Below are 21973 nucleotides of genomic sequence, written 5' to 3' on the forward strand. Positions count from 1 at the left end.
GAACCTGCCGACTTCACTCCGATGTGCATATGCACGTGCAGGAGTTCTTGCATCGGCTCTGGCATATGGCCATGCTGGGGCACGTGCGGAGCGTGGACCCGCGGACGGCCCCGGGGCGGGCCGGCCAACCTGAGGAGTGGCGGATGGACAGGAATCGCGGCCCGGCCGGTCCGGTGAGTCTCTTCCCGGAGTCGGACTACCGTTTCGGGGCGGGCCCGCTGCGGATGCGGGTCGAGCGGGTCGACTGGAACCGGCCCGTGCAGTACGACAACGACAGCTGGTACGAGGTGGACGGGGTCGAGGTCACCGCCGACGGCCGGGAGATCGGCCGGCGGCAGGCGCTCGTCCGGGGCCGCAACCTCGCGTCACTGCCGCGTAACGCCCGTCCGTAACGGACAGAAAAGGGCACGTTTTCCTGTACGCCGGACCCTGGCGCGTACCCGCCGCAGCCACCACCATCGGCGGCATGAACCAGCCTGTCCTGATCATCGGCGCCGGCATCGCCGGTCTGGCCCTCGCCCGCGCGCTGCACCGCGAGCACATCCCGTACGCGATCTACGAACGCCGCGCGGAGGCCGCCGACGCCGGGCTGGCCGTCAACCTGCCGGGCAACGCGATCACCGCCCTGCGCCGGACCGGTCTCGGCGACGAGATCGCGGCCACGGCGTACCCGGTGACCCGCCGCGAGTACCGCACCGAGCAGGGCGGCCTGCTGTTCGGCGTCGACGAGACCGCATTCTGGGGGCGGGAGGCACAACCGCGCTGCGCCCGGCGCGCCGACCTCTACGCCATGCTCCAGGCCGGGCTTCCCGCCCAGAGCCTGCACTGGGGCGTCGGCGTGACCGCGGTCCACCAGGACGAGGCGGGCGTCGAGGTGGAGCTCTCCGACGGCTCGACCGCCCGGGGCGGCCTGATCGTCGGCGCGGACGGGGTCCGCTCGACGGTGCGCCGCGCCGCGTTCGGCGAGGAGGGCGTGCGCGTCGCCCTGCTCGCGGCGGCCAGCTACCGCTTCATGGCGCCGAACCCCGGCATCGACCACTGGGCGGCCTGGGGCGGCAAGTTCGGCAACTACCTGCTGATCCCGGTCTCCGGCGACGAGGTGTACGCGTTCGCGGCGGCCACCCGCGGCGGTCCCGCCGAACCGGACCTCGCCTGGCTGGAGGAGACCTTCTCCGGCTTCCCCGAGCCGGTGCGCCAGACCGTCAAGGCCGCGCTCGCCGACCCGGAACGGCTGTACCACTCCCCCGTCGAGGAGATCCGCATCCCGCGCTGGTCGCAGGGCCGGGCCGTGCTGATCGGCGACGCCGCGCACGCCACCGCACCGGTGTGGGCGCAGGGCGCCGCGCTGGCCCTGGAGGACGCCGAGGTGCTGGCCGGCCTGCTCGCCGCCGGCGTGGCCGCCCCGGACGCCGCCGCACGCTTCGAGCAGGCGCGACGGGTCCGGGTGACCCACGTGCAGACCCAGACCGACCGGTTCTCCCGCAACGCGGCGGCGCCGCAGTGGCTGCGCCGGTTCACCGCTCCGGTGGCCGGGCCGGCCGGCTACCGGGCCGCGTACGGACCGCTGCGGTCGTGGCCGCACAAGTGACCGTCAGACCGTGGCGGGGAACCGCTCCCAGACCCGGTGCGCGGCGAGGAGCTCCTGCACCGCGGCCAGGGCGTCCGCCCCGGACCCGGCGGTGACGACCCCGGGGGTGCCGGCCACGCCGGCCTCCCGGAGCACCGTCTCGCCGGCACCCCACGCCCCGATCGCCTTGGCGTGCCGCCACGCCTCCTCGACCAGCAGCAGCACCCGCGGGTCCACCGTGGCCGGACCGGCGGCCCCGGCCTTGGCGTCGCGGGCGGGCAGCGCGTCCGGCGCCGGGACCGGTGCGCCGGCCAGCAGGATCGCGTCGAACTCGACCGAGCGGGCGGTGGCGAACGTGCGCTGCACCGGCGTGCCGTCCACCTCGCCGCCGTGCGGGGCGATCAGCAGCGGCACCATCCCGGCGGCGAACACCGCGCGGCGTACCTCGGCCACGTCCCCGAGCCCGGCCGCCGGGTCGACGACGATGCCGATCAGCCGCCCGTCCGGCGGCCACGCGCCGCCGACCTGCGACAGCGCCGGGCTGGGCTGCGCCTCGGCGAGCGGGACGGCAGGCTCGGGCGCGGGCAGGCCCAGGCCCTTCGCGACCTCCGCGCACAGCACCGGGTCGACGTTGGCGAGGCAGCGCAGCTGGCGCTCCTTGATCGCCTGCTCGTAGCACTTGCCGAGCTCGAACGTGTACGCCCGGATGATGTGCTCCCGCTCCACCGGCGACATGCTCAGCCAGAACAGCCGCACCTGGCTGTAGTGGTCGTCGAACGAGACGGGGTTCGCGCGGACCTTCGGCGCCTCGGCCACCACCACCGGCAGGTCCGCGAACGCGTTCTCCTCGGTGGTGAACGGGTTGCCGCCGTCCAGCGAGTTCGGCCTGTACGGCGCCACCCCCGCGTGCACGGCGTGCTGGTGGAAGCCGTCGCGGAGCATGTCGTTGACCGGTGCGTGCGGACGGTTGATCGGGATCTGCGGGTAGTTGGGCCCGCCGAGCCGGGTGAGCTGGGTGTCGACGTACGAGAAGAGCCGCCCCTGCAGCAGCGGGTCGTTGGTGACGTCGATGCCCGGCGGCAGGTGCCCGAGGTGGAACGCCACCTGCTCGGTCTCGGCGAAGAAGTTGGTCGGCGTACGGTTCAGCACCAGCTTGCCGATCCGCTGCACCGGGGCGAGTTCCTCGGGCACGATCTTCGTCGGGTCGAGCAGGTCGATGCCGGCGAACGTCTCCTCCGGGGTGTCCGGGAAGACCTGGATGCCGAGTTCCCACTCCGGGAACGCGCCGGCCTCGATGGCGTCGTAGAGGTCGCGGCGGTGGAAGTCGGGGTCGACGCCCGCGGCGATCTGGGCCTCCTCCCAGTCCAGCGAGTGCACGCCCAGCTTCGGCTTCCAGTGGAACTTCACCAGCGAGGTCTCCCCGGCCGCGTTGACCAGCCGGAACGTGTGCACCCCGAAACCCTCCATCGTCCGGTACGAGCGCGGGATGCCCCGGTCGGACATGTTCCAGATGGTGTGGTGCTGCGCCTCGGTGTGCAGCGACACGAAGTCCCAGAACGTGTCGTGCGCGCTCTGCGCCTGCGGGATCTCCCGGTCCGGGTGCGGCTTGCCGGCGTGGATGATGTCCGGGAACTTGATGGCGTCCTGGATGAAGAAGACCGGGATGTTGTTGGCGACCAGGTCGAAGGTGCCCTCGTCGGTGTAGAACTTGGTCGCGAAGCCCCGGGTGTCGCGGACGGTGTCGGCGGAGCCGCGCGAGCCCAGCACCGTGGAGAAGCGGACGAAGACCGGCGTCTCCTTGCCCTTGGCCAGGAAGCCCGCGCGGGTCACCCCCTCCGCCGTGCCGTACCCGGTGAAGACGCCGTGCGCCCCGGTGCCGCGCGCGTGCACGACCCGCTCGGGGATGCGCTCGTGGTCGAAGTGGGTGATCTTCTCGCGGAAGTGGTGGTCCTGCATCAGGATGGGCCCGCGCGGCCCGGCCTTCAGCGAGTGGTCCGTGTCGCGCAGCCTGGCGCCCTGCGAGGTGGTGAGATAGGCGCCCTGCTGTGCCTTGAGGGCCGCGGGGACGCCGGTCCCGGCGCCGGTGGGCGTACGGGCGTCGGGCGTGCCCTGTTCCTTCTTCGGAGGCAACGGCTCGTGCGGGGTGGTCGGCTCCTCGACGGTGGCGGGAGCGCTGCCCGGCTTGCCGGGGATCTCGGACGTCAGGGCCTCCGCCACCTTCGCCGCGGCGGCCCCGACGGCGTCCTTGACCGCTTTGACCGGCTTGCTCGAATCCATGTGACGTGTCCTCCGTGAGCGGGTTCGTCCAGCGCTCAGGGGCTACCCGGTCCGCCGCGGGGTAAACGACTTCGGCCCGCGCGCCACCGTCTTGTACGTGACCAGGGGAACGGTCGTGACCACCGGGGTGGCCAGCCCGAACCCCGCCAGGTCGCCGATCACCTGCTCGATCCGCTTGTACGCGGTCGGCGCCTCCTCGAAGAGCAGCTGCCGGTCGCCGCAGACCACGACCGAGCCGACCGGCGTACGCCGCAGCTCCTCGACCGTGTGTTTCGCCCTGCCGCGCCGCAGGGCGTCGGCGCGGGACATCTTGCGGCCGGCGCCGTGCGCGACCGAATACCCGGCGTCGGCGCCCGCGTGGGCCGCCACCAGGTACGACGGGGTGCCGCGGGTGCCGGCGACCAGCACGTCCCGGCCGTCACCGCGCGCCGCGCCCTTGCGGTGCAGGTAGGCGCCCTCGCGGACCTCGACGAGGTTGTGGCACTCGTCGACGATCGGCTCGGCCGGCGCGGCGCCGAGGGCGTCCGCGACCCGCGCCGCCATCAGCCGCCGGTTCAGCGAACCCCACCGCACCGCCTCGTCGTGCCGGGCGAGGTAGGCCTCCGGGGCGGGCGCGGGGCCGGCGCCGTGTACCTCGGTGTGCGCCCGCAGGATCCGCTCCCCCAGGCCGCGGGAGCCGCTGTGCACGATGAGCAGCAGGTCCCCGCCGGCGAGCCCGAGGCGCCGCGCGTGGCCGGCGTCGAGCACCTCGCCGACCCGGGCGAGCTCGACGAAGTGGTTGCCGCGGCCGACCGTGCCGAGCCCCTCGGTGTGGCCGGCCGGGATCTCGCCGTCCCACCCGTACCCGGGAAGGTCTCCGGCCTCGACGGGCCGGTCCAGGTCGGGGAAGCGGGCGGCGAGCCGCTCCGGCACCGGCCGCTTGATCCGGATCGGGAACACGGCGATGCCGCACCCGATGTCGGACCCGACGAGGAACGGGTAGAGCACGGCCGAGGTCATGGCGGCGCCGATCGGGGCGCCCTTGCCGGGATGCAGGTCGGGCATCCCGGCGACGTGCGTCATCCCGTCGAGGGCGGCGACCCGGTGGCACTGCGCGACGGCGTCGGACTCGATCCAGCTGGACGGCGACGCGAAAACGGTCACGGTGGACAAGAACGTTCTCCCGGAGAAGGGTACGGACGATGGCTGCGCGGGTGGTGTCCGTCAGAACGTCATGACCACACTCTGGCCGGGTGACCGGCGTGCGGCAACGGATTTACGGCGCGGTCAGCCACTCCTTCGCGAGCAGTTCGTAGGAGCGCACCCGGTCGGCGTGGTCGAACGTGACCGTGGTGACGAGCAGTTCGTCGGCCCCCGTCGCGCGTTGCAGGGCCCGCAGCTGCCCGGCCACGGTCCGCGGCGACCCGACGAACTGGGTCGCCACCCGGTCCGCCACCAGGTCGCGCTCCGCCTCCGTCCACTCGTGCGCGGCGGCGTCGCGCGGCGACGGGTACGGGATGGCGCCCTCCCCGGTGCGCACGCTGTGCACCCACAGGCCGTACGGGGAGGCCAGCTCCCGGGCGGTCGCGTCGTCGGCGGCGACCACGACGTCGGCCGACACCATCACCCGCGGCCCGGACAGCACCGCCGACGGCCGGAACGCGTCCCGGTACGCCTCCACCGCCTCGAGCACCTTCGCCGGGGCGACGTGGTAGTTCGCGGCGAACGGCAGCCCGCGCCGCCCGGCCACCCGCGCGCTCTCCCCGCCGCTGCTGCCGAGGATCCACAGCTCCAGGTCGGCGCCCTCGCCCGGCACGGCCCGGGCCTCGTTGCCGTGCCCGTCGGTGACCGGCCCCGCCAGCAGCGCCGTGATCTGGTCCAGCACGCCGGTGAGGTCCGGCGCCTGCGCACCCGGCTGCTGCAGCAGCCGGCCGAAGAGGGCGGCGCGCGCCGAGACCAGCAGCGGCGCGAACGAGAACGGCTTCGGGATCAGCAGCCCGTCGACCACCCGCTCGCCGGCCGGTTCGGCCGGGCCGGCCAGCTCGGCGGCGGCTTCCGTGCGGCGCTGGCCGGAGCGGCCCAGGCCCAGGTCGAAGCGGCCCGGGTAGAGGGCGTCGAGCAGCCCGAACTGCTCCACGATGGACAGCGGGGTCTGGTGGCCGGTCTGCACCGCACCGGAGCCCAGGCGGATGCGGTCGGTCACCGCCGCGATCTGGCCGAGCAGCAGCGCCGGCTGCGAGCTGGCCACCCCGGGGGTGAAATGGTGCTCGGCCACCCAGTAGCGGGCGTACCCGAACTGCTCCGCGCGCCGGGCCAGGTCGAGGGTGCGGCGCAGGGCGTCCCCGGCGGTGCCGCCGGCCAGGATCGGGGCCAGGTCGAGGACGGACAGCGGTACTCCCATGATCACTCCTCACCCAGCGGGCGGCTGGGGATGTCGCGGCGCAGCACCGGGGCGATCTCGCTCTGGAACAGCTCGAGGGCGGCCCGGTGCTGCTTGTCGGTGAGCCCGTCCGCGTCGGCGTGCAGGTGCATGACCTCGTGGCCGAGCTCGGCGTGGTAGCGGTGCACCTTGTCGACGATCTGCCGCGGGCTGCCGACCAGCAGGGAGCTGCGGGCGATGGCGTCCTCCAGGGTCGGGAACACCGGATCCAGGCCCATCCGCCGGCCCAGCGCCAGCCGCGCCTCGAAGATCGGCCGGTACGTGGCGATCGCCTCCTGCGACGTACGGGCCGCGTAGAAGCCGGCCGAACCCGCGCCCACCAGCGCGTCCGCGGGGTCGTGGCCGTGCTGCGCCCAGCGTTCGCGGTAGTGGCGGACCAGTTCGGCGTACGGCTCGATCGGGTTGGTGACGTTCGCCGAGAACAGCGGATCGCCGTGCAGCGCGGCCAGCTCGACGGATTCGCGGCTGGTGGCGCTGCCGTGCCAGACCCGGATCGGCTGCTGGAACGGCCGCGGCCAGGTCTCCGCGCCGGTCAGCGGCGGCCGGAAGCGCCCCGACCAGGTCACCTTCGGTTCGCGCCAGAGCCGCCGGAACAGCTCGTAGCTCTCCCGGTTGCGGTCCCACTGGTCGGCGGCGGTGACGTGGAAGAGCTGGGCCTGCGCGGCGCCGTTGCCCTTGCCGATGATCAGTTCGAGGCGCCCGTCGGAGAGGTGGTCCAGGGTGGCGTAGTCCTCGTACGCCCGCACCGGGTCGAGCAGGCTGAGCGTGGTGACCGCGGTGAACAGCCGGATCCGCGACGTACGGGCCGCGATGTGGCTGAGCACCACCGGCGGCGACGACGAGATGAACGGGCGCTCGTGGCGCTCGCCGACGCCGTACCCGTCGAAGCCCAGCTCCTCGGCGAGCACGGCGTTCTCCACCACCTCGCGGAAGCGCTGCCGGGTGCTGCGCGCCGGGTCGACGTGGGTGATCAGGGTGATCAGGAGGAATTTCATGCCAGCCCCAGGTGTCCGCGCAGCGTCGAGGTGGTGTACTCGCTCCGCAGGACGCCGCGTTCCTGCAACAGCGGCACCACGGTGTCGACGAACTCGTCCAGCCCGCCGGGGGTCAGGTGCGGGACCAGGATGAAGCCGTCGCAGGCGTCGGTCTGGACGTACTCGTTGAGCTCGGCGGCGACCCGGGCGGGCGTACCGACGAACGATTGCCGCCCGGTGACCTCGATGATCAGCTCGCGGATGCTGAGGTTCTTCTGCCCCGCGCGGGCGCGCCACTCCCGGGCGGTGGCGAAGCGGTCCGGGAACTGCCCGGCGCGGCCCTGGATGATGCTCTCCTCGTCGCCGGCCGGCTCCATCTCGGGCAGCGGCCCCTCGGCGTCGTAGCCGGACAGGTCCCGGTTCCAGACCTGTTCCAGCAGCAGGATGGCGGTCTGCGGGCTGACCTGCTGGCGGCGGATGTGGTGCGCCCGCTCCTGCGCGTCGGCCTCGGTGGCGCCGAGCACGAACGACACCCCCGGAATGATCTTGAGGCTGTCCGGGGTACGGCCGTGGCGCGGCAACCGGGCCTTGACGTCGCGGTAGAACGCCCGCGCGTCCTCGATCTCGTGGTGGCGGGAGAAGATCGCGTCGGCCTTCGCCGCGGCCAGCTCCCGGCCGCCCTCGGAGTCGCCGGCCTGCAGGATCACCGGGTGGCCCTGCGGGCTGCGCGGGACCCCGAAGCGCCCGGAGACGGTGAACTGCGGGCCGGTGTGCGCGAACGATCCGGTGTCGGCGAAGTAGCCGGTGTCGCGGTCGGGGTGCAGCGGCCCCCACGAGTCCCACAGCTCCCGGGCCGTGTCGATGAACTCCCCGGCGCGGCGGTAGCGGTCGGCGTGATCGAGGAAGCCGCCGCGGCGGAAGTTCTCCCCGAAGAACGGCCCCGAGGAGGTGACGACGTTCCAGGCCGCGCGGCCGCCGGACAGGTGATCCAGCGTGGCCAGCTGCCGGGCCAGCTCGTACGGCTCGTGGAACGTCGCGTTCAGCGTCCCGGCCAGGCCGAGGTGGGTGGTCACGGCGGCCAGGCCGGCCAGCACGGTCAGGGTGTCGGGGCGGCCCACCACGTCCAGGTCGTGGATCAGACCCCGCTGTTCGCGCAGCCGCAGCCCCTCGGCCAGGAAGAAGAAGTCGAACCTGCCGCGCTCGGCGGTGCGGGCGAGGTGCGCGAAGGAGCTGAACTCGATCTGGCTGCCGGCCGCCGGATCGCTCCACACGGTGGTGTTGTTCACGCCCGGGAAGTGGGCGGCGAGGATGATCTGCCTAGGCAACGCGGGCTCCTTCGGCGGCCTCGTACCGGTTGACCGCGGGCGGCAGGCCGAGCCGCTCGCGCAGGGTGCCGGACGGCGGCCCGGTGCGGAAGACGCCACGGTCCCGCAGGACGGGGACGAGCAGGCGGGTGATCGCCTCCAGGTCGTACGGCAGCGCGCCCGGCCGCAGCCGGAAGCCGTCGATCCCGGCGGCGTGCCAGGCGGCGAGGAGGCCGGCCAGCTCCTCCGGAGAGCCGGCGAAGATCAGCGCGTCGGATCTCCAGGGTGCGCCGTACAGCTCGTCGAGGCGGGCCCGCCGGGCGACGGCGTCGCGGCCGTGCTCGTCGAGGAAGACCACGAGGTCGGCGAAGACCTTCAGGGCCGGGTTCGCCGTGCGCAGGCGGGCGGCCAGCTCCCCGGCCGCGGCGGCGTCCGTCGGGGTCACGAACACCACGTCGGCGCTGCCGGCGGCGAACGCGTACGGCACCGCGGAGTGTGCGAGGGCCGCGACGACGGGCTGGCCCTGCGGCGGGCGCGGCACGATCGACGGGCCCTTCACCGAGAACCACCTCCCGGCGAAGTCGATGTAGTGCAGCCGGTCGCGGTCGATGAACCGGCCGGTGGCGGCGTCCTTGATGACCGCGTCGTCCGCCCAGCTGTCCCAGAGCCGCCGGACCACCTCGACCGCGTCGGCGGCCTCGTCGAACAGGTCCCGCAGGCCGGCCCCGAGATCCGGCGCCGGGCGGCGGCCCAGCAGCGCCGCCTCCTCCGGCCGGGCCGACACCCGGGCCTGCCAGCCGGCCCGGCCGCCGCTCAGATAGTCCAGCGTGGCCAGCGCCGTGGACAGGTGGAACGGTTCGGTGTGGGTGGTGGTGGCCACCGGCACCAGGCCGATGTGCCGGGTCGACGGCGCGACCCGGGACGCCACCAGCACGGCGTCGAGCCGGCCGTTGATCTCGCCGGGCGCGGCGGTGGGCGGACCGAACGTGTCCTCGAACGTGACCAGGTCGAGCAGGCCGGCCTCGGCCTCCGCGACCAGGCCGGTCCAGTACCCGGGCGTGAACACGGCGGCGGCGTCGACCGGCGACGTCCGCCAGGCGGCGGGATGCCAGCCCAGGCCGTCCAGCGCGACGGCCAGATGCGGTGCGGGTCGGGTCACGGCGAAACCTCCAAGGTGGGCACCGCGGCGAGCAGCTCGCGGGTGTACTCGTGCCGGGGACGGGCGTACACCTCGTCCACCGGCCCCTGTTCCACCACGCGGCCGTCGCGCATCACGAGCAGCCGGTCGGCGAGGTGGTGCACGACGCCGAGGTCGTGCGAGATGAACAGCAGGGCCGTGCCGTCCGTCGTACGGATGTCGGCGAGCAGGTCGAGGATCTGGGCCTGGACCGAGACGTCGAGGGCGGAGACCGGCTCGTCGCAGACGATCAGGGCGGGCCGGGGCGCCAGCGCGCGGGCGATCGCCACCCGCTGCCGCTGCCCGCCGGAGAGCTGGCGCGGATAGCGGTCGAGCACCGCCGCGCCGAGGCCCACCCGTTCGAGCAGCGGGAGCGGCGAGTCGCCCCGGGGCAGGGCCTCCCCGACGATGCGCCGCACGGTCCAGCGGGGGTCGAACGAGGACAGCGGGTCCTGCGAGATGAGCTGCAGCCGCCGGCGCCGCGGCCGGCGCCGGCGTTCCGGCACGCCCGACCACGGCTCCCCCTCGAGCGTGACCCGCCCGGCCGTGGGCGTGGTCAGCCCGAGGATCAGGTGCGCGACGGTGCTCTTGCCGGAGCCGGACTCCCCCACGACGCCGAGCACCTCGCCCCGGCGCACGTCGAAACTCACGTCGCCGACGGCGGTGTGGCGGCCGTAGTCCTTGCGCAGGCCGGCGGCGCTGAGCACGACCTCGTCGCGGACCGGCGGGCCCGCCCGGCGGTCCAGGGACGCGGCGGCCACGAGCTTCCTCGTGTACGGGTGCCGCGCCGCGGCGAGCAGCTCGCGGGCGGGCCCGGACTCGACGATGACGCCGTCCTTCATCACCAGCACCCGGTCGGCGAGCCGGGAGACCACCGCCAGGTCGTGGCTGATCAGCAGCAGCGCCTCCCCCGCCGCCCGGCGCTCGGCGAGCAGCGCGAGGATCTGCGCCTGCACCGTCACGTCGAGCGCGGTGGTGGGCTCGTCGGCGATCAGCAGCGGCGGCCTGGCCGCGATGGCCGAGGCGATCAGCGCCCGCTGCCGCAGCCCGCCGGAGAGCTGGTGCGGGTACTGCCTCGCCCGCCGCCCGGGCTCGGGGACGTGCACCTCGGCGAGCAGCCGCTCCGGGGTGTCCGCGCGCCGGTGCGCCAGCAGCGCCTCGCCGATCTCGGCGCCGACGGTCCGCAGCGGGTCGAGGGAGACCAGCGCGTCCTGCAGCACCAGGCCCGCGAAGCCGCCGCGCAGCCGCCGCCAGTCGCGGTCTGCGTACCGGCGGGCGTCCCGGCCGTTCACCTCGAACGTCGCGGCCCGCACCTCGGCCCCCGGCCCGGCGAGGCCGACCAGGGTACGGGCGGTGACGCTCTTGCCGGACCCGGACTCCCCCACGATGGCGACACACTCGCCGGCCGCCACGGTGAACCCGACGCCGCGGACGGCCTCGACACGGTCCCGGCCGGCGGCGAACGCGACGTGCAGGTCCTCGACCCGGATCAGGGTGCTCATCGCGGGTCCCGCCCCTCGAAACGGTGCTGGAGATGCCGGCCGACCACGGTCAGCGAGACCACGGTCAGGGTGACGACCACGCCCGGCAGGATCGACGCCCACCAGGCGATGCGCAGGTAGTTGCGGCCGTCGGCGAGCATCGCGCCCCACTCCGGCGACGGCGGCTGCGGTCCCATGCCGAGGAAGCTGAGCCCGGCGGCGGCGAGGACGGCCTCCCCCAGGCCGATCATGGCGAGCACCGGGACCGGGCCCAGGACGTTCGGCAGGACGTGCCGCGCGACCAGGCGCAGGCGGGTGCCGCCGTACGCCACCGCGCCGGTGACGTATCCGGCGCGGCGCACCACGAAGGTCTGCGCGCGGACCACCCGGGCGTAGTGCGGCAGGGTCGCGATGCCGATAGCCCCGACCAGCCCGGCGGTGCCTGGCCCGGCGATCGTGATGAACAACAGGGCGAGCAGCAGCAGCGGGAAGGCGGACAGCGCGTCGAAGCCGCGGGTGAGCGCCTCGTCGGCGTACCGGTGCGCCAGGCCCGCCAGGACGCCCAGCGTGACGCCGGCGGTGACCGCGATCAGGGTCGCGGCCAGACCGATCGCCAGGGAGTGCCGCGCGCCGTGCACGACCCGGTCGAAGACGTCGCGGCCGAGCTGGTCGGTGCCGAACCAGTGCGCGGCACCGGGTGCCTCCAGCACGTGCAGCGGGTCGGCGGCGAGCGGGTCGGCCGCCAGCCACGAGGGCCGGGCCGCCGCCAGCACGGCGACGGCCAGGAACGCCGCCGATGCGGCGACACCCGGTCCGGGGAGACGCATCATCTGCTCCCTCGCAGCCGGGGATCGACGATCAGGTACGCGAGATCCGCGGCGGTGTTGAGCACCACGTACACCAGCGCGGACAGCACCACGACGGCGAGCACGACCGGCAGGTCCTTCGCGGTGACCGCCGCAAGGGTGACCTGGCCCAGGCCGGGCCGCCCGAACACCTGCTCGACGATCACCGCGCCGCCGAGCAGGATGCCGAAGAGCCAGCCGACCAGGGTCACCGCCGGCAGCAGCGCGTGCCGCAGGGCGTGCCGGACCAGCACCGCGCCCTCCCGCAGGCCCCGCGCCCGGGCGGTGACCGCGAACGGCTCGTCGAGCGCGCGGTCGAGCCCGTCGCGCAGCACCTGGGTGAGCACCCCGGCCACCGGCAGGGCGAGGGTCACCGCGGGCAGCACCAGGGCGGCGAACCCGCGGTCGCCGGAGACCGGGAACAGTCCGAGCCGGAACGAGAACACGCTGAGCAGCACGATGCCGATGAGGAACGGCGGCGTGGAGACCAGCACCAGCTCGGCCGCCGAGCTGACCCGCCGGGCCCACGGCCGACGGGTGGTGACGGCCAGGACCAGGGCGAGCGCGATGCCGAGCGCGGCGGCCAGCACCGCCAGCCGCAGCGTCGGGCCCACCTGCTCGCCGACGATCGCGCTCACCGGCCGGTGCAGCAGGTACGACCGGCCGAGATCGCCCCGGGCGGCCCGGGCCAGGTAGTCGAGGTACTGCACCAGGGCCGGGCGGTCGAGGCCCCACTCGTCGATGATCTGCGCGCGGATCTGCGGGGTATCCGCGCCGTCGCCGACGATGCTGTCCACCGTGTCCCCGGGCGCGGCGAGCAGGGCCAGGTACGCGGCCGTCGCGGCGGCCCAGAGCACCACCAGGCCGGTCGCCACCCGCCGCAGCACCGGTCGCAGCATCACCGGGCCACCCAGACGCCGTACGCCCGGTCCGGCACGCCCGCGGTCGGCTCGAAACCCAGCCCGCCGACCGAACGGCTCGCGGCGAGCTGGTCCGCGGGGGCGTACAGCGGCAGCACCAGGGCGTCGTCGGCGACGACCTTGCGCTGGACCTGCCGGTACGCCGCCGAGCGCCGGGCCGCGTCGCCGGTGGCCTGGCCCTGGTCGAGCAGCCGGTCCAGGGAGCGGTCGCGGTGGCCGGTCCGGTTGATCGCCCCCTGCGAGTGCAGCAGCAGGTTGAGGGCCGCGCCCGCGTCGGTGTCGGCCCGGGAGTTGTCGAAGACCTCGTACGCGCCGTCCTCGAGGGCCTTGGTGGCGGTGCCCTGGTCCACCAGGGACACCTGAAGGTCGATGCCGGCGCTCCGCTTCACCGCCGCCTGCACGGTCTGGGCCAGCACGTCGCGGCGGTCGCGGACGAAGGGGGCCGACTGCACCAAGCGTACGGTGAGCCGCTTGCCGTCCCTGGTCCGGAAGCCCTCGGCGTCGCGCGTGGACCAGCCGGCCTCGTCGAGCAGCCGGTTGGCGCCCACCGGATCGTTGCCGTAGCCGCCCTCGATGCTCTTGTCGTAGAACGGGCCGGACGGGCTCAGCACGCTCCACGCCCGGGTGGCGGTGCCGCGGTAGACGGCGTTCAGCACGGTGTCCACGTCGACCGCGTCCCGGAACGCCTTACGGACCCGGACGTCGTCGAACGGCGCGTGGGAGACGTTCAGGTAGTACGCGTACGCGGAACCCGAGTTCAGCGCCCGGGTGAAGCGCAGCCGCGGGTCGGCGGTGATCAGCGCCTGGTCGGTGGCCGGCACCCCCTCGATCACCTGGACCTGTCCCGAGGTGAGCGCGCCGACCCGCACCGACGACTCCTTCAGGAACCGGTACGTGACCTGCTCGAGGTACGCCGGCCGCTCGCCCCAGTAGCGGGGATTGCGGGTGAAATGCACCTCCTGCCCGGCGCTGTAGCGGTCGAGCACGAACGGCCCGGTGCCGGCCAGCGCGGGCCCGCCGGCCTTGAGGTCGGGCGCCTCCCGCAGCGACTTCGGCGACACGATCGCGCCCTGCGGCGACGCGAGGAAGTCGAGCAGCAGCACGTCGGGCCGGGTCAGCCGGTAGACGACGGTGGCGGGGTCCGGGGTCTCGACGCCGCTCAGGTTGCGGAGCTGCACGGCGGCGACGGCGGGGGCGTAACCGGGCGCCCGGAGCTGGTCCGCGTTGGCCTTGACGGCGGCCGCGTCGAAGCCGGTGCCGTCGCTGAAGACGACCCCGCCACGCAGGTGGAACGTGTACGACTTCCCATCGGCGGACACCTCGTATCCGGTGGCGAGCCGGGGCGTGTAGCCGCCCTCGGCGTCGTGGGTGAGCAGGCCCTCGAAGGTGTTGCCGACCAGCAGCCGGGCCTTGGCCTGCGCGTACTGGTGCGGGTTGAAGGTGATCGGCTCGGTCTCGACACCCCAGATCAGGGAGCCGCCGCTGACCGGCTGCCCGGCGTCGGCGGCCGGGGCGCCGCCTCCGCCGCCGGAGCAGGCGCCGAGCGTGAGGGTGACGGTGAGGAACAGGGCTGCGGCGAATCTGCGCACGGAGGTCTCCAGTCGCGGTCCGGGCATGCGGCGGCGCACCCGGCGGGGCCGGGCGTTACGGCGTGGGATCGGGTCGGCGTCCTGTCAGCGGCGACAGCACATGCCGGCACTGCGACACAGATCGATGCTGAGTCGCCGGGTGAGAAGCACCGGTGCGGCCATACCTATTTCCTATAGCCAAACTAGGAATTTCTCAAGGGATAGGTGACGCTCGTCCCGTCCCTTGGATGCTCCCCTGCGGCGCGGACTCCTCGGACCGGTCAGACCGATGCCCGGTCGCGCCTACGCTGCCTCGCTCGACGCGCGGGCGGCGGGGGGCCGGGTTCAGGCGCTCGGGTGATACCACTCGTCGCCGCCCGAGGGCAGGACGCGGGTCAGGTAGTCCGCCAGGCCGTCGGCCACGGTGCGCCGCTCGTCCGTCTCGTGATCCCAGACGACGACGCCGCGCGAGGGGTCGCCGGGCACGAATCCGAAGTGGTCCCCGCCCCCGTTGTCGCCGAAGAACAGCAGGTCGTCGAAGGGCGCGTACAGATCCTTGAAATCCGGGAAGGTGCGGAACTCGACGTTGTCGCGCACGATCCGCTCCACCGGCCAGACCGCGTCCAGCCCCCACGCCCCCCGCACGCCGTCGGTCTCCGCCAGCAACGACGCGAGGTCCTCCGGGAAGAGCTGGCCGAGCCGCTCCTGCGCCGCCGCGACCGCCCCCGGCGCCGCGCCGTCGGAGAGGGTGGCGGAGGGCAGCACCGCGAGGACGATGTCCCGCCAGAACACAGCCAGCATGATGGCATCCTATCGATGCCGAGACACCGGCCCCCGGCGCCGGCCCGGGAGCGAGCCGACCACCCAGGCCGCTCCCCGGCGCGGCGAGGAACGGCCGGCAGCGCACGCGGAGCCGCTCACCGGCGCGGCGAGGGACCGCCGGCACCGCACGCTGGGCCGGTCACCGCCGCGGCGAGGGACCGCCGCCAGCGCACGCGGGGCCGCTCACCGGCGGGGTGGGGCGCCCCGGGCCGCGCGCACGCGCATGCCGAGTTCGAAGAGCCGCCGGCCGTCCTCCTCGGACTCCTCCAACGCGCGGCGGGCGATCGCGGCGGCCGTGCGGTTCACCTCCTCGGCGACGTTCCGGGCGTCCTCGTACGCCGCCTCCGCCTGGTCGGCCCGCGCCACGAGGGAGAGGTCGCCCGGCTCGTCGCGGCGCGCCTCCCGCAGCCCGGTCAGCCGGTCCCAGGCGGCCTTCTCCTCGCGGTGGGCGGCCTGCTGGGCCCGCAACGCCTCGCTGGTCGCCGCGTCCCGGGCGACGGCACGCCTGGCGATGTCCGCGCGAACCGCCTCATACTCGGTCAGCAGGCGGTCGCGGTCGTCCTCGGACACCCCAGCAAGCTAGCACCGGCACGCCGTGATCGGCCCGCCCCTCGGCGCCGGCTGTGGACAACCCGCCCCGGGTCCCCGTCAGCCGGTGAGCAGTCACCCGGCGACCGCGGCCCAGCGATCAGCGCGGGCCCGGGCCGCGCCACCGACCGGCGCACCGGGCCGGCCGGCGCCGCCACGGGCGCACCCCGAGAGCCCGGCGGCGCCGCGACGACAGCCGGCGCCGCTCACGGGCGCACCCCGAGAGCCCGGCGACGACGGCCGGCGCGGCGGAGGGCGCAGTTCGACGTCGCCGCTGTGGCCGCTCGGTCAGGAGACCGCGGCGAGGCGATCGAGGATCCGCTGCGGGAGGGCCTGCTCCGCGAACAGCCGCCGTACGTCCGCGACCGGAAGGTAGCGACCGTCCGCGCCGTCGCGGCCGAGGACCTTCAGGAGGACCGGCCATTCGCCGTTCATGAGCTTGCGGTCGATCCCGCGGCGGCGCCCGGCCGCACGTGCGAAGTTGGCGTCCATGTAGCGGTTCAGGTCGTCGGCGTCGAGGCCGCGCTCCGTCGTGCCGTCCGGCAGGCGCTTCTCGCCGGCGAAGCCGTCCAGCCGGTCGAGCTCCGCCGCGACGAGGTTCGCCCGCTGATCGAGGATGCCGGAGCCGGCCCCCTTCTTGTCGAGCGGGCCGCCGCGCAGCTCGTCGAGACGGACGCCGTGCCGCCGGGTGCGCAGCAGCCGCCCCGGCCCCAGCCCGTTGGACACCGTGGCGATGAGGCGGATCGCCGCTCCCGGGAGCGAGGGCGAGCCGTCACCCGCCGCGGCGACCCGGCGGATCGTGGTGTCGACGGCCGAGACGGGCTGGACATCGCCGGCGAGGTGGCCCTGCGCCACGAGGGCGCGCAGGAAAGGGCAGGGATTCCCCGGGGAAACCGCCGTCGTCTCGTCCATGAGTCCTCCCGATCCGCCACCGCGTCCGGAAGCCCGGCGCCCAATGTGGATCTTAGGAGCGCGAGGGCGGGCGCTCCGCCGGAAAGCGGTGACGGTGCGCGGCCGGACATTCCTCATGCCCGGCCGGACAAACCCTCCACCGGCGCGGCGGCCGGGCCGATCGGCGGGCAACCGGCCTCGGCGACCCGGGGCGAACCTCAGCCCGCACGGGGGCCGGGCCGATCGGCGGGCAACCGGCCTCGGCAACGCGGGGCGAACCTCAGCCCGCACGGGGGCCCGGCCGATCGGCGGGCAACCGGCCCGGCGACCCGGGGCTCAGCCCGCGCGGCGGCGGGGGGAGGTGCCGTAGCGGGCGGCGATCGCCGCCTTGAGGCCGCCCGGGCCGGCCTTCGCCTCCCGTTCGGCGCGCATGACCCGGCGCTGGGCGGCCACGTCCCGCTCCCAGGCGGCCAGGCAGTCCTCGGGCACCAGGTTCGCCGCCGCCACGATCGCTCCCGTCGCGCCGAGCCAGCCGGCGTACCCGAGGAGCGCGGAGGCGCCCACGTAGACGTCGCAGCCGGCCTCGAGTTCGTGGCCCAGCCGGGCGGCGTCGCCGCTCGAGTCCTTGATCCCGGTCACCGGCAGCGTGGCCAGCGCGCCGACCGGCACCGGGCCGCCCGCGACCGCCGGGTAGTGGTAGGCCAGCACCGGCTGCCCGCCCGCCGCCGCGGCCACCGCCGTGTAGTAGTCGCCCAGGTCGCCGCCGAGGCGGGGCGGGGCCACGAGCAGGGCGTCCGCGCCGGCCCGCACCGCCGCCCGGGTCCGGGCCGCCGCCTGTCCGTGCCATTCACCGGATGTTCCGGCGAGGACCGGCACGCCGGGGCAGGCCTCGCGCACCGCGGCGACCAGGGTGACGCGCTCGTCGTCGGTCAGGGTGGACGCCTCGCCGGTGCTGCCGTTCACCAGGACCGCGCGGATGCCGGCCGCGACCACCCGGGCGGCGTGTTCCGCCGTCGCCGCGGCGTCCACGCCCCCGTCCGGGTCGAACAGGTTGACCAGCGCGACCGCCGGCCCGTGCCACAGCGCGTCCGTCATGCCGCCAGACTATGCCCGTTTCGCCCCGGCCCGCCCGCGCCCACCAGGTGAACCGGACCACGCGCTCACAGGGTGAGCCGGACCACGCGCTCACCAGGTGAACCGGACCACGCGCTCAGGAGATGAACCGGACCACGCGCTCACCAGGTAGACCGGAGCACACGCTCACGGGGTGAACCGGTGCACCCGCCGCGCTCACCAGGTGAACTCCTGGCCCCGGGCCGTGCCGGCCGGGATCAGGGGCCGCCCGGTGTACTCCCACGTCTCCACCACCACGTAGCGACCACCTGTCGGCACCGCCAGGTCGACCGGTCCGCACGTGTGCTCGAGCGTGAAGTCCGTGAACATCACGGCCCGGCAGGTGTGCGGCCCCGCGACCACCTCGTCGGTCCGGGCGTCGCGCACGGTCAGGGAGATGTCGGCCTGCACCCCGGGTGACGCCTCCATCCGGCCCAGGACGCGCACCTTCGCCCCGAGGGAGTGGCATGGCTGGGCGAGCACCGGGTGGCCGACGTCCCATTCGTACTCCTCGCCGCACCTGTAGGGTCCGAACCCCGCCTCGGCCTGGGCTTCGGCCTTTCCGCCGCCGGCCGCCAGATCAATCCCCGCGGAGACTTCCGTACGCGGCTGAGCCCCGTCACGCCGTCCGGGGCCGCCGGCGGCGAGGCTCGGGGTGCCGGCGGGGGCCGCCTTCGGGGGTGCCGAACCGGTGGCCGCGTTCGCCGGCGGGAGCGGGGACCGGTCCGGGGCCGCGGGGGCCGTCCCGGGCGGCGCCGCCTCCCGGCCGGCCGTCCGGTTGCCGCTCTCCTGCCAGGCGCGGAAGCCGCTGATCCCCGAGCCGGCGAGCGCCCCCGCCACCAGGACGGCCAGCGCGGCCCGGCGTCCCCACACCCAGGTGCGCGGCCGGTTCGGCGGTCTCCTCCGCGCCCGCGCGGCGGACGCCGGCACCACCGACACGGCCTCCGCCCCGGACCGCGGCACGGACCCGGCCTCCGCCCCGGACCGCGGCGCGGACAAGGCATCGGGATCGGACCGCGAGGCGGGCCCGGCCTCCGCCCCGGACCGCGGCGCGGACAAGGCATCGGGATCGGACCGCGAGGCGGGCCCGGCACCGGGCGGCAGGACGGACCCGGCGCCGGGCCCCGGCACGGCAGGTCGCGGCAGCGCGGGCACGCCGGCCATCTCGTCGCGCAGGGCGCGCAGGAGCAGCTCCAGGTCGGCCGCGGACGGGCGGCCGGCCGGGTCCTTGCCGAGGCACCGCCCGATCACCCGCCACACCGGATCGGGCATGCCGTCCGGGCGGGGCGGCGGTGCGTCGAGGTGGCCGCGCAGCACCGCGAACGGCTCGCCCGTGTACGGCGTACGCCCGCAGACGAGCTCGTAGAGGACGATGCCCAGGGCGTACACGTCGGCGGCGGGGGTGGCGTCGCCGCCGCCGATCGTCTCGGGCGCCATGTAGTGCGGGGTGCCGATCACCGCGTGCGGGGTCGTGACGCCCGGCGCGTCCAGGACCCGGGCGATGCCGAAGTCGGTCAGCCGCACATCGGTGCGGTCCGCGCGTACGTGCAGCAGGATGTTGTCCGGCTTCACGTCGCGGTGCACGATCTGGAGCGAGTGCGCCTGGGTCAGCGCCGCCGCCACCTGGCCGAGCAGCCGCGCCGCCTCGGCCGGTTCCAGGGTTCCCGCGGCACGCAGCCGCTCGCGCAGGCTCCCGCCGCCGACGAAGTCCATCGCCAGGCCCAGCGATTCGCCCACGCTGAACAGGTCGCGGACCCGGACGATGTGCTCGTGCCGCAGCATCTTGAGGATCGACCGCTCCTGCACGAAGCGGGTGACCAGCTTCGGCTGCCGCAGCAGCCCCTCGTGCAGGAGCTTCACCGCCACCTGGTCGCCGGTGGTCTGCTCGAACCCGCGCCAGACCGTGCCGGTGGCACCGTGCCCCACCGGGCAGATCAGGACGTACGAGTTCCCGACGCAGCGCCCGCTGAGGTCGATCGTCGCGGCCTCGTCGCCGGGCGCTGGGGGGATGTGCGACACGTGCAGCGGGGTCCTTCCGGTGTTGTGCGAGCCGCGGCTCCTGTCCGCCCGGGGCGTCGACGATGGTTGCCGTCGATGCGGCGAGCGGCAAGGCCGGTCCGCCCGTTCTGTCAGCAACCGCGAGGGCCCGGCCCCGGCCGTCACCGCGCGCTTCCCGGTTCGTTGGGCAGGGGTGCGGAGCCGGCGCGGTGTGGCGTTCGTCGCTCGGCCGGGCGCGGGCCCGAAACTTGGCTAGCATCCGATTCAGCACCATCGTTCAGCGTGCTCCGGGGTCGGTGAAAGTCCGAACCGGCGGTGACAGTCCGCGACCCGACCGCAGCCGGCGGCCGGTTGACCCGGTGGAATTCCGGGACCGACGGTGAAAGTCCGGAGGGGAGGCAGCACGCGGACGCTCACCATCCGCGTGCGCGGTCTCGCCCCGGCGTGCACCTTCGTCGTACACGGAGGTGGGCCCGCATGCACTGGCTCGACACCCTGCTGACCGCGTTCTACGACGCGAAGTGGCAGGTCACCGAATCCCAGGCGATCTACTACCGGGAGATCGTCGGCAACGCCTTCGGCCTCGGCTCCGCCCTGTTCGGCCTGCGCCGCAACGCGTGGGCGTGGCCGGTGGGCATCGTCGGCAACGTGCTGCTGTTCACCGTCTTCCTGGGCCAGGCGCTCGGCAACGACCAGGGCACCCCGCTCTACGGCCAGGCGTCGCGCCAGGTCTTCTTCATCGCCACGAGCGTGTACGGCTGGTGGCGCTGGCGCCGCAACCGCCACGCCCCGGGCGGCGCCGCGGTCACCCCGCACTGGGCCACCCGGCGGCAGCGGACGCTGATGCTGCCGCTGGCGCTGGGCGCGGTCGTGCTGTGCTTCTTCGTCTTCCGTGCGGTGGGCGCCGGTTTCCCGGTCCCCTGGTGGTATTACCTCGCCGACTCGTGGATCTTCGTCGGGTCGATCCTGGCCACGTACGCGATGGCCCGGGGTTGGGTGGAGTTCTGGCTCTGCTGGATCGCGGTGGACCTGGTCGGCGTGCCGGAACTCCTGCACTTCCGCTACTACCCCTCGGCGATCCTGTACGCCGTCTACGCGGCGTTCGTGATCTGGGGCTTCGTGGTGTGGCTGCGGATCTCCCGCACGGCACCGCCGCCGCGGCTCAGCACCGCCGCCGTCCAGCCGGCCGGCTGAGCACCCGGCGGTCAGGACCAGGCGAGTTCGCCGCGGCGGTCGACGAGCCGGCCGGCCTCCGGGACGCGGGCGCCGACGACGGTGCGGCCGAGCCTCGCCGCCCTCGCCGGCGTCCGGGCGCGCTGAGACCTCAGGCGCGGCGGCGGGCCAGGAGGGTGGAGTCGTCGATGTCGTAGGTCACGCCGTCGCGGACGGTGGTGCGGGGGCGTTGCTCGGCGACGAGGACCTCGAAGGTGTCCGGCAGCGCCGGCAGCAGGTCGGCGGCCAGGAACATCGCTTTGCGGTGCGCCGCGGTCAGGTGGGCGAACATGTCGGACGGGGCGTGGCCCACGACCAGCAGGTGGCCGCCCGGGGCGACCGCCTCGGTGAGCCGGCGGGTGACGTCGACCATGCCGCCGTCCGGGGCGTGCAGGAAGTGGCTGGTGACCAGGTCGTAGGAGCGGTCGCCGGCGGTGAAGGCGCGGGCGTCGACCTGCCACCAGTCGACGCGGCCGGCGACCCCGGCCTGCTCGGCGTGGCGGGCGGCGCGGGCCAGGCCGTTGGCGGAGAAGTCGGCGCCGGTGACCGTCCAGCCGTGGCGGGCCAGCCAGATGACGTCGCCGCCCTCGCCGCAGCCGACGTCGAGGGCGGTGCCCGGTGCCAGCTTTGCCGCCTCGGCCACCAGCTGGGGGTTCGGGTCCCCGCTCCAGATCTTCTCGGCGCCGGAGTAGCGCTCGTCCCAGCTCGGCGGCTCGAACATGGCCGCCGCCTCCTCGTCGGTGAGCTGGTGCTGGTGTCCACTCATCACGCGTTTCCTTCCATCGCCGGGTCGCTCCCAGCATCGGCGGGACCGGGG

General features: G+C 74.7%; 19 protein-coding genes and 1 riboswitch. Of the genes, 3 read left to right on the forward strand and 16 right to left on the reverse strand.

What is annotated here, in order from left to right:
* Positions 1–143: 143 nt before the first annotated feature.
* On the forward strand, positions 144–392 hold the full coding sequence (locus CLV70_RS00685) for a hypothetical protein (RefSeq protein ID WP_146163912.1): 249 nt from the start codon (positions 144–146) through the stop codon (positions 390–392).
* Positions 393–466: 74 nt separating this feature from the next.
* Complete coding sequence (locus CLV70_RS00690) at positions 467–1588, forward strand: FAD-dependent monooxygenase (protein ID WP_106124344.1); 1122 nt, start codon at positions 467–469, stop codon at positions 1586–1588.
* A gap of 3 nt (positions 1589–1591) precedes the next feature.
* Here the strand turns inward: CLV70_RS00690 and CLV70_RS00695 are convergent, their stop codons facing one another.
* From CLV70_RS00695 to CLV70_RS00765, 15 genes are all read right to left on the reverse strand, one after another.
* Positions 1592–3844, reverse strand: coding sequence for a catalase (locus CLV70_RS00695; protein ID WP_106124345.1), 2253 nt, complete (start codon positions 3842–3844; stop codon positions 1592–1594).
* Between the two features lie 42 nt (positions 3845–3886).
* On the reverse strand, positions 3887–4996 hold the full coding sequence (locus CLV70_RS00700) for an RNA ligase RtcB family protein (protein WP_106124346.1): 1110 nt from the start codon (positions 4994–4996) through the stop codon (positions 3887–3889).
* 103 nt (positions 4997–5099) lie between these two features.
* A complete protein-coding gene (locus tag CLV70_RS00705) occupies positions 5100–6224 on the reverse strand; it encodes an LLM class flavin-dependent oxidoreductase (RefSeq protein WP_106124347.1) in 1125 nt (374 codons plus the stop codon).
* Between the two features lie 2 nt (positions 6225–6226).
* The gene (locus tag CLV70_RS00710) at positions 6227–7258 is read right to left on the reverse strand and encodes an LLM class flavin-dependent oxidoreductase (protein WP_106124348.1); all 1032 of its coding nucleotides are present in this window, start codon (positions 7256–7258) and stop codon (positions 6227–6229) included.
* Entirely contained in the window at positions 7255–8562 is a 1308-nt protein-coding gene (locus CLV70_RS00715; RefSeq protein ID WP_106124349.1) for an NtaA/DmoA family FMN-dependent monooxygenase, read from the reverse strand. Before CLV70_RS00715 ends, CLV70_RS00710 begins: the two co-directional genes overlap by 4 nt.
* Positions 8555–9700, reverse strand: a complete 1146-nt coding sequence (locus tag CLV70_RS00720; protein ID WP_106124350.1) for an LLM class flavin-dependent oxidoreductase — start codon at positions 9698–9700, stop codon at positions 8555–8557. Before CLV70_RS00720 ends, CLV70_RS00715 begins: the two co-directional genes overlap by 8 nt.
* On the reverse strand, positions 9697–11220 hold the full coding sequence (locus CLV70_RS00725) for a dipeptide ABC transporter ATP-binding protein (protein ID WP_106124351.1): 1524 nt from the start codon (positions 11218–11220) through the stop codon (positions 9697–9699). Before CLV70_RS00725 ends, CLV70_RS00720 begins: the two co-directional genes overlap by 4 nt.
* Positions 11217–12026 (reverse strand): ABC transporter permease, encoded by an 810-nt coding sequence (locus CLV70_RS00730; protein ID WP_245907937.1) that lies wholly within the window; start codon positions 12024–12026, stop codon positions 11217–11219. Before CLV70_RS00730 ends, CLV70_RS00725 begins: the two co-directional genes overlap by 4 nt.
* The gene (locus CLV70_RS00735) at positions 12026–12943 is read right to left on the reverse strand and encodes an ABC transporter permease (protein WP_106124353.1); all 918 of its coding nucleotides are present in this window, start codon (positions 12941–12943) and stop codon (positions 12026–12028) included. Before CLV70_RS00735 ends, CLV70_RS00730 begins: the two co-directional genes overlap by 1 nt.
* On the reverse strand, positions 12943–14553 hold the full coding sequence (locus CLV70_RS00740; RefSeq protein ID WP_245907938.1) for an ABC transporter substrate-binding protein: 1611 nt from the start codon (positions 14551–14553) through the stop codon (positions 12943–12945). The genes CLV70_RS00735 and CLV70_RS00740 overlap by 1 nt, the downstream gene beginning before the upstream one ends.
* A 324-nt stretch (positions 14554–14877) precedes the next feature.
* Positions 14878–15333, reverse strand: a complete 456-nt coding sequence (locus CLV70_RS00745; RefSeq protein ID WP_106124354.1) for an SMI1/KNR4 family protein — start codon at positions 15331–15333, stop codon at positions 14878–14880.
* A 204-nt stretch (positions 15334–15537) separates the two neighbouring features.
* Positions 15538–15924, reverse strand: coding sequence for a hypothetical protein (locus CLV70_RS00750; RefSeq protein ID WP_106124355.1), 387 nt, complete (start codon positions 15922–15924; stop codon positions 15538–15540).
* Between the two features lie 306 nt (positions 15925–16230).
* The gene (locus CLV70_RS00755; protein ID WP_106124356.1) at positions 16231–16854 is read right to left on the reverse strand and encodes a hypothetical protein; all 624 of its coding nucleotides are present in this window, start codon (positions 16852–16854) and stop codon (positions 16231–16233) included.
* A gap of 315 nt (positions 16855–17169) precedes the next feature.
* Positions 17170–17928, reverse strand: a complete 759-nt coding sequence (locus tag CLV70_RS00760) for a dihydrodipicolinate synthase family protein (protein ID WP_106124357.1) — start codon at positions 17926–17928, stop codon at positions 17170–17172.
* Positions 17929–18123: 195 nt separating this feature from the next.
* Positions 18124–19965, reverse strand: a complete 1842-nt coding sequence (locus CLV70_RS00765) for a serine/threonine-protein kinase (RefSeq protein ID WP_158277670.1) — start codon at positions 19963–19965, stop codon at positions 18124–18126.
* A gap of 257 nt (positions 19966–20222) precedes the next feature.
* Positions 20223–20353, forward strand: a riboswitch (FMN riboswitch).
* 68 nt (positions 20354–20421) lie between these two features.
* On the opposite strand from CLV70_RS00765, the gene CLV70_RS00770 reads away from it, so the two are divergent.
* Positions 20422–21138 (forward strand): nicotinamide mononucleotide transporter family protein, encoded by a 717-nt coding sequence (locus tag CLV70_RS00770; protein WP_106124359.1) that lies wholly within the window; start codon positions 20422–20424, stop codon positions 21136–21138.
* 130 nt (positions 21139–21268) lie between these two features.
* On the opposite strand, the gene CLV70_RS00775 is transcribed toward CLV70_RS00770, so the two are convergent.
* Positions 21269–21922: a class I SAM-dependent methyltransferase gene (locus CLV70_RS00775; RefSeq protein ID WP_106124360.1), complete on the reverse strand. Its 654-nt coding sequence runs from the start codon at positions 21920–21922 to the stop codon at positions 21269–21271.
* Between the last annotated feature and the right edge of the window lie 51 nt (positions 21923–21973).

Source organism: Pseudosporangium ferrugineum (genome assembly GCF_003002065.1).
Classification (GTDB): Bacteria; Actinomycetota; Actinomycetes; order Mycobacteriales; family Micromonosporaceae; genus Actinoplanes; species Actinoplanes ferrugineus_A.

Coding starts and splice junctions, on each gene's coding strand:
- CLV70_RS00685 (WP_146163912.1), top strand. CDS start 144: ATGGACAGGAATCGCGGCCCGGCCGGTCCGGTGAGTCTCTTCCCGGAG.
- CLV70_RS00760 (WP_106124357.1), bottom strand. CDS start 17,928: ATGACGGACGCGCTGTGGCACGGGCCGGCGGTCGCGCTGGTCAACCTG.
- CLV70_RS00705 (WP_106124347.1), bottom strand. CDS start 6,224: ATGGGAGTACCGCTGTCCGTCCTCGACCTGGCCCCGATCCTGGCCGGC.
- CLV70_RS00690 (WP_106124344.1), top strand. CDS start 467: ATGAACCAGCCTGTCCTGATCATCGGCGCCGGCATCGCCGGTCTGGCC.
- CLV70_RS00735 (WP_106124353.1), bottom strand. CDS start 12,943: ATGCTGCGACCGGTGCTGCGGCGGGTGGCGACCGGCCTGGTGGTGCTC.
- CLV70_RS00725 (WP_106124351.1), bottom strand. CDS start 11,220: ATGAGCACCCTGATCCGGGTCGAGGACCTGCACGTCGCGTTCGCCGCC.
- CLV70_RS00755 (WP_106124356.1), bottom strand. CDS start 16,854: ATGGACGAGACGACGGCGGTTTCCCCGGGGAATCCCTGCCCTTTCCTG.
- CLV70_RS00770 (WP_106124359.1), top strand. CDS start 20,422: ATGCACTGGCTCGACACCCTGCTGACCGCGTTCTACGACGCGAAGTGG.
- CLV70_RS00745 (WP_106124354.1), bottom strand. CDS start 15,333: ATGCTGGCTGTGTTCTGGCGGGACATCGTCCTCGCGGTGCTGCCCTCC.
- CLV70_RS00775 (WP_106124360.1), bottom strand. CDS start 21,922: ATGAGTGGACACCAGCACCAGCTCACCGACGAGGAGGCGGCGGCCATG.
- CLV70_RS00730 (WP_245907937.1), bottom strand. CDS start 12,026: ATGCGTCTCCCCGGACCGGGTGTCGCCGCATCGGCGGCGTTCCTGGCC.
- CLV70_RS00695 (WP_106124345.1), bottom strand. CDS start 3,844: ATGGATTCGAGCAAGCCGGTCAAAGCGGTCAAGGACGCCGTCGGGGCC.
- CLV70_RS00710 (WP_106124348.1), bottom strand. CDS start 7,258: ATGAAATTCCTCCTGATCACCCTGATCACCCACGTCGACCCGGCGCGC.